The 11819-nt window shown below is 69.8% G+C and carries 6 protein-coding genes and 1 tRNA gene; 5 read left to right on the forward strand and 2 right to left on the reverse strand.

Annotated elements, in window-relative coordinates; genetic code table 11:
- Together Q0480_RS10025 and Q0480_RS10030 are read right to left on the reverse strand one after the other, a co-directional pair.
- Positions 1-76 (reverse strand) — tRNA-Ile (locus tag Q0480_RS10025).
- A gap of 85 nt (positions 77-161) precedes the next feature.
- On the reverse strand, positions 162-398 hold the full coding sequence (locus Q0480_RS10030; RefSeq protein ID WP_299132528.1) for a DUF6489 family protein: 237 nt from the start codon (positions 396-398) through the stop codon (positions 162-164).
- Between the two features lie 125 nt (positions 399-523).
- Between Q0480_RS10030 and Q0480_RS10035 the strand changes: the two genes are divergently transcribed.
- The 5 genes from Q0480_RS10035 to Q0480_RS10055 all read left to right on the forward strand — a co-directional run.
- Positions 524-2689, forward strand: coding sequence for a peptidase domain-containing ABC transporter (locus tag Q0480_RS10035; RefSeq protein ID WP_299132529.1), 2166 nt, complete (start codon positions 524-526; stop codon positions 2687-2689).
- The gene (locus Q0480_RS10040) at positions 2686-4026 is read left to right on the forward strand and encodes an HlyD family type I secretion periplasmic adaptor subunit (protein WP_299132530.1); all 1341 of its coding nucleotides are present in this window, start codon (positions 2686-2688) and stop codon (positions 4024-4026) included. Before Q0480_RS10035 ends, Q0480_RS10040 begins: the two co-directional genes overlap by 4 nt.
- A gap of 299 nt (positions 4027-4325) precedes the next feature.
- Complete coding sequence (locus tag Q0480_RS10045) at positions 4326-6050, forward strand: DEAD/DEAH box helicase (RefSeq protein WP_299132531.1); 1725 nt, start codon at positions 4326-4328, stop codon at positions 6048-6050.
- Positions 6051-6362: 312 nt separating this feature from the next.
- Positions 6363-7604 (forward strand): peptidase T, encoded by a 1242-nt coding sequence (gene pepT, locus Q0480_RS10050; protein ID WP_299132533.1) that lies wholly within the window; start codon positions 6363-6365, stop codon positions 7602-7604.
- 466 nt (positions 7605-8070) lie between these two features.
- Positions 8071-11819, forward strand: a 3749-nt coding sequence (locus Q0480_RS10055; protein ID WP_299132535.1) for a glutamate synthase-related protein, incomplete at its 3' end; no start/stop codon positions are given.

The following is an 11819-nucleotide window of genomic DNA, read 5'->3' on the forward strand; positions in this document are numbered from 1 at the left end:
TGGTAGGCCCGGAGGGACTTGAACCCCCAACCAAAGCGTTATGAGCGCTCTGCTCTGACCATTGAGCTACAGGCCCGCCCGGACCCTGCTACCGCGTCCCGCGCCACGGGGCAAGCGACCCGGCCGCGCAGGCGGAAGCCGCCTCGCGCGCGTTCCCGTCGTCACTCGCGCTTGGCGCCGCCAAACTTCGCGAGGAAGTCGAGGAACGGCTCGAAACCCGCCGAAGTGGCGGGGAGCCAGGCGCGGAACATCTCGTCGGGGACCATGGCGCGCATGTTGGCGAGCATCCGTTCCTCCATCTCGCGCAGCACCCGCTCCTGCATCGGCGCCACATCGGGCAGACCAAGGAAGGCCCGGGCCTCCTCGGGCGTGCAATCCACATCGACCGTGATCTTCATCGGGGCTCCTCTCCGGGCTCGGACCGAAGAATAACGCCACCGGCGCCCGGGGGAAAGCGGGTCCGCGAAACCGTGCCCGACCCGCGTTTACCGGAGACTAACCAAGTTGCGCGAAGCGAAGGCGCATGAGCGCCAACGATCCCCGGCTTTCGCAACTCGCCCCCCAATTGTCGGCGCTGCGCTGCGCCTACCTGCTCGCCGCGCACCACGGCGTGGCACTGGACCCCGAACTCCTGCCGGCGGTGGTCGAGGGAGACATGGCCGCCTCGGTCGCCGCGTCGCTCGGCAAGGCGGGGTTTCGCGTCCGGCTCGACCGGCGCTGCGACTGGGCGCGGGCGACGAAGCTCGGCTCGGCCTTTCCCGCCCTCGCCCTCCTGCGCGGCGGCCACTGGATCGTGCTGGTCGATGCGATACCGGACGCGAACGGCCAGATCGCCGCCGCAGTGCTCGATCCGCGCTGCGAGACCCGCGGCGTGCATCTCGTCTCCCGCGCGGACTTCGAAGCCGACTGGACCGGCGCGCTGCTCCTCGCCCGGCACGCGCCGCGCGTCACCGATGATCGCCAGCCTTTCGGTCTGGCCTGGTTCCTGCCCGAGTTGCTGCGCCAGGGCAGCCTTCTGCGCGGCGTGGCGCTGGCGGCGGTCATCGGCAACCTGATCGCCTTTTCCATTCCGCTGCTCCTGCAGGTGCTCATCGACCGCGTCATCGCGCATCAGGCCTGGAACACGCTGACCGTCGTCGTCGCCATCTTCCTGCTGATCGCCAGCTTCGACGCGGTCTTCACCTATGTCCGCCAGCGGCTGATGATGATCGCCGGCGGCAAGGTCGATGCGAAGCTCGGCTCGCGCGCCTTCGCGCATCTGCTCTCGCTGCCGATGTCGGTGTTCGAAGGTACGCCCTCCGGCGTCCTCGCCCGGCACATGCAACAGACCGAGAAGCTGCGCCAGTTCCTGACCGGACGCCTGTTGCAGACCCTGCTCGACGCCGCGCTGCTGCCCGTGCTGCTGACGTTGCTTGCCATCTATTCCGGCCTGCTCACCCTCCTCGTCCTCGGTTTCGCCGCGGCGATCGCGGGCAGCATTGCCGCGCTGCTGCCCCTGTTCCGCCGGCGGCTGACCGCGCTCTATCTCGCCGAGGCCGACCGGCAGGCGCATCTGGTCGAGACGCTGCACAACATGCGCGCGGTCAAGGCCCTGGTGCTCGAACCCGGCCGACAGCGGGCCTGGGACGCGAGCCTCGTCGGTACCATCCGCCGTCAGTGGGACGTCGGCAATATCGGCGCGCTGGCCGGCGCTGTGACCGGCTGGCTGGAAAAGCTGATGCAGATCTCGATCCTCGCGGTCGGGGCGATGCTGGTGTTCCAGGGCGGCCTGACGCTCGGCGCGCTGGTCGCCTTCACCATGCTGTCGTCCAAGGTCACCGGCCCGCTGGTGCAGATCGTCGGGCTGATCTCGGAATATCAGGAGGCCCTCCTGTCGGTGCGGATGCTCGCCACGGTGATGGATCATCCGACCGAGACCTCGGGACAGGCCCGGCCCGGGCGGCCGCCGATCCTCGGCCGGCTGCGGTTCGAGGCGGCGGGCTTCACCTGGCCCGGCGCGGGGCGCCCCGCGCTCGACGCGCTCAGTTTCGAGATCGAACCCGGCCAGGTGATCGGCGTTGTCGGCCGCTCCGGCTCCGGCAAGACCACGCTCACCCGGCTGATCCAGGGCATCGAAACACCCGGCGCGGGGCGTATCCTGCTCGACGGGGTCGACATCCGCCATATCGACCTCGCCCATCTGCGGCGGGGCGTCGGCGTGGTCTTGCAGGAGAACATGCTGTTCCGCGGCACGGTGCGCGAGAATATCGCCGCCGCCCGACCGGAGGCGAGCCTCGACGAGGTGATCGCCGCCGCCCGCCTCGCCGGGGCCGACGAATTCATCGCCCGGATGCCGCTGTCCTACGAGACCCGTGTGGAGGAAGGCGGCGCCAACCTGTCCGGCGGCCAGCGCCAGCGCGTCGCCATCGCCCGCGCGCTCCTGACCGCGCCGCGGCTCCTCGTCTTCGACGAGGCGACCAGCGCGCTCGATCCCGAGAGCGAGGCGCTGGTCAATCGCAACCTCGCCGACATGGCGCGCGGCCGGACGATGATCGTCGTCTCGCACCGCCTGTCCACGCTGGTGCGCTCGGACGCGATCCTGGTGCTCGACGGCGGACGGGTCGCGGATTTCGCGCCGCATGCCACCCTGCTCGGGCGCTGTGAGATCTATCGCGGACTGTGGCAGCAGCAGACCGAGCACATGTCATGATCGGCCGGCTGTTCCGCCGCGACGACCTGCCCGCCGAGGTCGCGGCCTTTCAGGATCCGCTCGACGCGCTGATGGCCGAACCGGCGCCGCGGTTCCTGCGGCTCTGGCCCGCGCTCGCCGCCGGGCTGATCCTGAGCCTGATCGGCGCCGCCGCCCTCCTGCGGGTTGATATGGTGGTGACCGCGCCGGGCCGGCTGACGGCCGATGTGCCGCCCGTGGTGCTGCAACCCTCCGCCGGCGCCGTGCTGCGCGCGCTGCGCGTGCGCCCCGGCGACACGGTGCGCGAGGGCGACGTGGTCGCGGTGCTCGATTCCACCTTCACGCAAGCCGACCGCGACAGCCTCGATGCGCAGCGCCGCGCGCTCGCCGCCCAGCGCGACCGGTTGCGCGCCGAGATCGCCGGCGGCGGCCCCGCGCCGGCCGAGGCGGGCGACGCCGGCGAGGCCGCGCTGCAGGGCGCGCTGCAGGATCAGCGCCGCTCCTATCTCACCGCCCGCCGAGCCGCGCTGGACACCGGCCTCGACGCGCTGGAGGCGGCGCTCCGCGGCGAACGCGAAGCGGGCCAGTCGCTCGACGAGCAGATGGCCGTCGCGCGCGAGGTCGAGACCATGCGCGTCACCCTCGCCGACCAGAAGGTCGGCTCACGACTCGGCGTGCTCGAAGCCACGGCCGCCCGGCTCTCGGTCGAGCAGGAACGGCGGCGGCACGAGGCGCGCATCGAGGAGCTGAGCCACCAGATCACCGCGCAGCGGTCCGAGCGCGACGCCTTCCTCGGCGACTGGCGGCGCCAGACGCTGGAGGAACTGTCGCGCGTCGGGCCGGAACTCGCCCGTGTCGAGGAACAGCTCGCCAAGGCCGCCCGCCTCGACAGCCTGACCGTGCTGCGCGCGCCTCGCGACGGCACGGTGCTCGAGGTCGCCCGCCGGGCGCCGGGCTCGCTGATGCGCGAGGGCGAGCCGGTGGTGACCCTGGTGCCGACCGGTGTGCCGCTGATCGCCGACGTCTCTCTCGCCTCGGCCGACATCGGCCGGCTGCGCCCCGGCGACCGCGTGGTGATCAAGATCGATTCCTTCCCCTGGCGCCGCTTCGGCGCGCTCGACGGCCGTCTGCGCGCGGTCAGCCGCGAATCCTACCAGCCGGAGGACAAGTCCGGGACGACCGCGCTGCACCGCGGCCAGATCACGCTCGACGGCGAGAGCCTGCCCGGTGACCCCGCCGCGGTCCCGCTGCCCGGCATGACCCTGACCGCCGAGCTCCATGTCGGCGCGCGCAGCGTCCTCGACTTCTTCCTCGACCCGCTCCTGCGCGGGCTCCAGGAAAGCCTGCGCGAGCCGTGAGGTGACCCTGCCGCGACGGATCGCGCGGCCGCGCGCCCGAGGCAAACCTGCGAAGCGCCCGAGGGGCGCGGTTTTCTCCGGAAGCTCCCGATCGTGATGGCCGAGATCGTGACATGAAGGGCCAACCCGCGGCTGTCCTGCCACCGCGTCACGGCGAAATCTGTCGATTCGGGCACATTGGATTGACCTTTCGCGTGGCCGCGGCTATATGCCTCGCACACTGTGAACCTCAATCCGGGGGTTCGGGCCGCGTGAGCTTCAGCGGCCATTCCGTCGCCGCTTCACGACAAAAAGGCTACATGACCAAATTTTCAGATCTCGCCCTGGATCCCAGGGTTCTTCGCGCGGTATCCGAAGCCGGATACGAAACCCCGACCCCGATCCAGGTACAGGCGATTCCGCACGCGCTGGAAGGCCGCGACGTGCTCGGCATCGCCCAGACCGGCACCGGCAAGACCGCGTCCTTCGTCCTGCCGATGGTCACGCATCTGGCCAAGGGCCGGGCCCGGGCGCGAATGCCCCGCAGCCTCGTGCTCTGCCCGACGCGCGAACTCGCGGCGCAGGTGGCGGAGAATTTCGAGAAATATTCCAGGCATGTGAAGCTGAGCATGGCGCTGCTGATCGGCGGTGTCAGCTTCAAGGACCAGGACAAGCTGATCGACCGCGGCGTCGATGTGCTGATCGCCACCCCGGGCCGTCTGCTCGACCATTTCGAACGCGGCAAGCTGATGCTGACCGGCGTACAGATCATGGTCGTCGACGAGGCCGACCGCATGCTCGACATGGGCTTCATCCCCGACATCGAGCGCATCTTCAAGCTGGTGCCCTTCACCCGGCAGACGCTGTTCTTCTCCGCCACCATGGCACCGGAGATCACCCGGATCACCCAGGAATTCCTGCATAATCCGGTCCGAGTCGAGGTCGCGCGACAGGCGACGGCGTCCGAGACCATCGCCCAGCTGGTCTGCAAGCACACGCCGAAGCGCAAGGATACCGGCCCCGCCGAAAAGCGCGAGGTTCTGCGCCGGCTGATCCGCGCCGAGGGCGAGGCGCTGACCAATGGAATCATCTTCTGCAACCGCAAGGTCGATGTCGATATCCTCGCCAAGTCGCTGCGCCAGCACGGGTTCGACGCGGCGCCGCTACATGGCGACCTCGACCAGTCGATGCGGATGCGCATCCTCGGCCGGTTTCGCGACGGCGAGCTCAAGTTGCTGATCGCCTCCGACGTCGCCGCCCGCGGGCTCGACATCCCGAGCGTCAGCCATGTGTTCAATTTCGACGTGCCGATCCATTCCGAGGATTACGTCCACCGCATCGGCCGCACCGGCCGCGCCGGCCGGTCGGGCAAGTCGATCACCCTCTGCCTGCCGCATGAGGAGAAATACCTCGCCAAGATCGAGGAACTGGTAAAACAGCCGATCCCGGTGATGGAAAGCCCGCTCGGAAACGGCGAGGCACCGGCGTCCGAGGATACCGCCGCGCCCGAACGCCGCCGGTCCGAGCGCGGCCGACGCGATCCGCGCCGCGAACCCCGCCCCGTCGAGAGCCGCCCCGTCGAGAACCGATCCGGCGAGAGCCGGTCGGGCGAGAGCCGCCCCAACGAAGGTCGTTCGGCCGAGAGCCGGGCCGCCGAACCGTCGCGGGTCGTCGAGAGCCACGAACCGGCCTCGTCCGAACCGCGTCGCGGCCGCGGCGGGCGTGGCGCCGGTGGCGCCGACCTTCCCGGCATGGGCGATCACGTTCCGGCCTTCCTGCTGCGCCAGTTCCGCTTCGATCCGGAGCCGGAAACCGCGACTCGGACCGAAGCCGAGCCCGAAATGCAGCCCGCGGCCGAGGCGCCCGAGGCCGCCCCGATGGAAGCCGCCGCGCCGGTCCTGACCCCGGTCGAGGCACTGGCGGCCGAGCCGGCAGAAGCCGAAGCCCCCGAACCGCCCGCCGCCCCGGCGAAGAAGCCGCGCGCCCCGCGACGCCGGACGCCCAAGGCCGCGCCGGCCGATGAGGTCCCCTCCTCCGCCGCCTGACGGGTGGTCGCGCCTTGGCGTGACAAACCCTCGGGTGATCCGCCGGATCATCCCCTTCGCGACCGCGTCTTGCCGCCCTGCCAGTGGCAGGTCGCGGCGGTTGCGCGCCCGGAGGAAACCTCCAGAGGGCGCCAGGGGTGGAGATTTCTCCGGAGCGCGCAATCGTGACGGTCGAGATCGTGAAGTGAAGACTCGAGCCTCGCGGACCGCGCCGAACGCTGAACACGCGCTCCCCTCGCTCCGGACACCCGTCGGCTTGCGGCCCCTCCCCAGCGCTGGTATCCCGCGCGGGAGCGTCGCGGGAGAGCGGTCATGGCGAATTTCGAGCGTGAGCTGGAAGACCGGCTGATCCGCTACGCACGGATCGACAGCCAGAGCGACGAGACCTCGGCAAGCGCGCCGAGCACCGAATGCCAGCTCGTCCTGTCCCGCCTGCTCTGTCAGGAACTGACCGAAATCGGCGCGGAGGACGTCCGGCTCACCGACTATGGCGCGGTACTCGCCACCATCCCGCCGACCGCCGCCGAGGCGCCGACCATCGCGCTCCTCGCCCATGTGGACACGGCGCCGCAATTCAATGCGACCGGTGTCAAGCCGATCGTCCACCGCGCCTATGACGGCGGCGAGATCCGCTTTCCCGACGCGCCGGACCTGGTGCTTTCGCCCGCCGCCGCCCCCTATCTCGCCGAGCGGATCGGGGACGACATCGTCACGGCCAGCGGGACCACGCTGCTCGGCGCCGACGACAAGGCCGGGGTGGCGATCATCATGACCGTCGCCAGCCACCTGCTGGCCAACCCAGACCTGCCGCGCGGGCGGATCCGGGTCTGTTTCACACCGGACGAAGAGATCGGCCGCGGCGTGCACGCCGACCTGCCGCGCGACCTCGGCGCGGCCGTCGCCTATACACTCGACGGCGCGGAACGTGGCGAGATCGTCTATGAGACCTTTTCGGCCGACAAGGCGGTGGTGCGGATCGAGGGCGTCTCGATCCATCCGGGCGATGCCAAGGGGCGGCTGGTCAATGCGCTGCATCTCGCAGCCAGGCTGGTCGAAAGCCTGCCGCGGGTCACCCGGACGCCGGAGACGACCGAAGGCCGCGAGGGCTTCATCCATCTCTACCAGATGAATGGCACGGCGGCCTCGGCCGAGCTCGGCTTCATCCTGCGCGACTTCGAGCGCGACGGACTCGCGGCGCATGGCGCGCTGATCGAACGGGCGGCGGCGCTGATCCAGGCGGTCGAGCCGCGCGCGCGGGTCACGGTGACGATCACGCCGCAATACCGCAACATGCGCTACTGGCTCGAGCAGGACATGCGCCCGGTCGAGATCGCGCGCGCGGCCTGCCGCGCCGCGGGGATCGAGCCGCGCGAGCCACCGATCCGTGGCGGCACGGACGGCTCGCGCCTGACCGAAATGGGCGTGCCGACGCCGAACATCTTCACCGGCATGCAGGCGATCCACGGACCGCTGGAATGGATCAGCACCGCCGACATGGGCGCGGCGACCGAGGTCTGCCTGCGCCTCGCCGCCCTCTGGGCACAGCAGCGCTGAACCGTCGCGCGGCGCGACCGCCGCGGATTGTCGACAGGCGATGGTCGCCCCCCGCTTCGGCATGGAGGCCGTGCGTCGCCCGGACGGCTTCGATCGGCGCCAGGATCGCGCGGTCCGAGGGAGAACCGGTCAGCGCGCCAGGCTACTCCACGGCGGTCGCCCGCTGTCCCGCCTCATTAAGTCGCGCCACTGCCTGAAATTTGAGCGGCGGCGGCGCGCCCACCGATCCGACGCCTGCGCGAGGTTGCCTCCCGCTCCGGAATGTTCATAAGCTTCGAAAGCCGATCCCAGGCGCAACGCGCTGCGGGATAGCCCGCATGATAGCGAGAGCGGCGTCACCTGCCGAACAGCCATCCTCATGTCGCGTTGGAACGCCCCGGACTGGCGCTGCGTGCTTCGCCGTTGCCGCCTGGAACGAGGTGTGATCGCGCGGATCCGTACCTATGCGAACAGGGAGCAGGGCATGATGCGCAAGGAGACAAGCTTCGGGCTCTATGACGCCACCGCGGAAAAGAGCAGCTGCGGTGTCGGCTTCCTGACACGCAAGGACGGACAGCAACATCACGACGTCCTGCGCAAGGGCCATGAGGCGCTCTGCGCCGTGCCGCATCGCGGCGGAATGTCCTCCGAGGGGGTGGGCGACGGCGCCGGGGTGTCGGTCGATCTCTCGATCGGCTTCTTCTCGGGGATCGTCGGGCGGGATCTGGAGCCGGGCGGCTTCGGGGTCGGCAATTTCTTCATGCCGAGCGACGGCGCCGCCGATCCGCGGGCGATCCGGATCATCGAGGCGGCGCTGGCCGCGCACGGACTGGAGGTGCTGGCCCAACGGGAGGTGCCGGTCGATGACGCGGTGCTGCGCCCGACGGCGGTCCGCCATCAGCTGCCGATCCGCCAATGGATATTCGCGGCGCCCGAGGGCGTGCGGGGCGCGGCGCTCGACCTGCGCATCCATCAGGCGCTGCTGGCCATCGAGGCCGAGGCCTATACCGAGGATGCGCTGACCGGGCTTTACCCCCTGTCGCTCTCGGCACGGATGCAGGTGTTCAAGGGTCGGCTCAATTCGGGCGAGATCGTGCCCTACTTTCGCGACCTGACCGATCCGGCCCACGCGGTCCACACGATGTATTTCCACACCCGCTTCTCGACCAACACCGACCCGCATCCGACCATGGCCCAGCCGTTCCGGCTGATGGCCCACAACGGCGAACTCAACACCGACAAGAAGAACCGCCTGTCCGAGGCCGCGATCGCCAAGGCGAAGAACCGCGCGATCATCCGGCCGCGGGGTCAGTCCGATTCCTGCCGGCTCGACCAGACGCTGGAGGCGCGGGTGGTCGAGGACGGCGTCGATCTGGTGACCGCGGTGGTCTCGATGATGCCGCCGGCCTGGGAGAACGACGACACGCTCTCGCCGCGGGTTCGGGCGATGCTGGAGTATTTCTCGCTCTACGAGGAGAAGAACGACGGGCCGGCGGCGCTGATATTCGGGAATGGCACGATCATCGGGGCGCGGCTCGACCGGCTCGGGCTGCGGCCGCTGCGCACGGTCGAGACCGAGGAATATCTCGCGGTGATGTCCGAGGCCGGGCAGATCGACTTCCCGCCCGAAACCGTGCTTCGGCGGGGCCGGATCGAGGCGGGGGGCATGCTCTTCTACGACCACGAGACGGACCGGGCCTACGGCACCGTCGAGGCGCTGGAGATGCTGGCGGAGCGGCGCGACTATCCGGCGCTGCTGGAGGCGGCGCGGGTGCGTCTCGACGACCTGCCGGAGGTGCCGGCCGAGAAGCAGGGCTCGCCGCTGCGCTATTCGGGCGATCTGGATCGGCATGCCCGCTACGTCGCCTATTCCCACAATCAGGAGAGCTTCCGGTTCATGATGGACCCGATGCTCGCGACGGGAGCCGAGAAGATCTCGGCGATGGGATACGGCAATGCGATCAATGCGCTGTCGGATACCGAAGGCGGCGTGGCCAAGTATTTCTCGCAACGCTTCGCCCAGGTGACCAACCCGCCGCTCGATTCGATCCGCGAGGTCGACGGGATGACGACGCGCGTGGCGCTCGGCGCCAAGCCCAATATCGGCGCGCAGGCGGCGCGGCAGATCGTGGTGAATTCGCCGATCCTCACCCATCTGGAAATGCTGAAGATCCGTGAGCAGACCGAGACGCCGGTACGGCGGTTCGAGATGCTCTACGAGCCGGTCTTCGACGACCCGACGGCGAATCAGGCCTCGCTGACCGGCGCGATCGACGCGCTGGCCGAGGCGGTAACCGATTTCGCCGCGCGTCAGGGCGGCATCGCGGTCATCACCGACCGGCATGTCTCGCGCGCCCGCGCCACGATTCCGACGACGCTGGTGGTCTCAGCCATCAACCAGCGCCTGATCGCGGCGGGGATGCGGCTGCGGGTCTCGATCATCGTGGAGAGTGGGCAGATCTCGTCCTCGCACCATGTCGCCTGCGCGCTCGGCTTCGGCGCGGCGGCGGTCTATCCGCTCGGCGTGCAGTTCCGCGCCGAGGAGAAACATGGCGCCGAAGCGGACAAGGCCTTCAAGCGCTTCGCCAAGGCGGCCGAGAAGGCGCTGATGAAGACCATGGGCAAGGTCGGTCTCTGCACGGTCGAGAGTTATTCGGGCGGCGAGTTCTTCGAGCCGAACTTCCTCGACACCAACGATCCCGTGCTGCGCCGCTACTTTCCCGACGTGAAATCCGCGGTCGGCGGCGCGAATTTCGCGGTGATCTCGCAGGCCTCGTGCGACTGGCACCGGCGCGCGCTCACCGTCGGCCGCGAGGAGGAGGTGCCGATGCTCGGCCTCTTCAAGGAGCGGGCGGAGGGCGCGGGGCACAGCTACGGCACCACCGCGGTCCGGGGCTTCGTGGACATGACCGAGGAAGAGGTGGGCTTCCCCACGGCGGGCGAGGAGGCCGATCCGCTGCGGCTGCTGACGCTCAATCGGCTCGAGGATGCCTTCGGCATCTCGGACGAGGGCTATGCCAACAACAGCTTCGATCGTCTGACCCCGAAGGCGATCGACGGATTTCGCATGACGCCCGGCTACCGCGCCTTCACCCGGATGATGGCCGAGGAGCGTGTCCTGCGCCCGGCGGCCTTGCGGGACGTTCTCGCCTTTCCGGCGGACGCGCGGTTTCTCGGCACGGCCGAGGAATTCGGCCGCGAGCTCGGCCGTTTCGACATCATGGGCAACAACTGCTTTCTCGTCCGGGGCCTGACCTGCGAGGCCGTGGACGGCGACCACTTCCGCCTCGGGCTCACCGGGGCAAAGGGCGACATCGCGCGGCTGGATGCGCTGGGGCAGTCGCTGGTCGACAGGTTCGACAGCGACATCCTCGGACATTGGCTGGAGGCCGGAGCCTTGATGATCCACGCGGGCGGCGCCGCCCGCGACTGGCTGCGCCGGCTGCGCCGGGCGCCGGAACCGGTGGCGCTGAAGAAGGTGCAACCCGCGCATGAGATCACGCCGATGCTGGCTTCCGGCGCGATGTCGCACGGGGCGCTGGTCGCGACGGCGCACGAGGCCGTGGCGCATGGCACCAACATGGCCGGCGGCATGTCGAACTGCGGCGAGGGCGGCGAGCACCTGACCCGCTCCGGCACCATCCGCGGCTCGAAGATCAAGCAGTTCGCCTCCGGCCGCTTCGGGGTCTGGGCGGGCTATCTCGCCGATCCGCAGCTCGAGGAGATCGAGATCAAGATCGGTCAGGGCGCCAAGCCCGGCGAGGGCGGCCAGCTGCCGGCGGCCAAGGTGACGGTCGAGATCGCGGCGGCGCGGGGCGGCACGCCGGGGGTCGAGCTCGTCTCGCCGCCGCCGCATCACGACACCTATTCGATCGAGGATCTGGCGCAGCTCATCCACGACGCCAAGGCGGCGCGCTGCCGGGTGGTGGTGAAGCTCGTTTCCTCCGAAGGCATCGGCACCATCGCCGTCGGGGTGGCGAAGGCGGGCGCGGACATCATCAACGTCGCCGGCAATACCGGCGGGACCGGCGCGGCTTCGGTGACGTCGCTGAAGTACACCGGCCGGGTCGCCGAGATCGGGGTGGCGGAGGTGCATCAGGCGCTCTGCGCCAACGGCCTGCGCCGCAAGGTCGTGCTGCGCTGCTCCGGCGCGCATCAGACCGGGACCGACGTGGTGAAGTCGGCGCTGCTCGGCGGCGACAGCTTCGAGTTCGGCACCACCGCGCTGATGATGCT

The sequence above is a fragment of the uncultured Amaricoccus sp. genome, from assembly GCF_937891315.1.
GTDB lineage: Bacteria > Pseudomonadota > Alphaproteobacteria > Rhodobacterales > Rhodobacteraceae > Amaricoccus.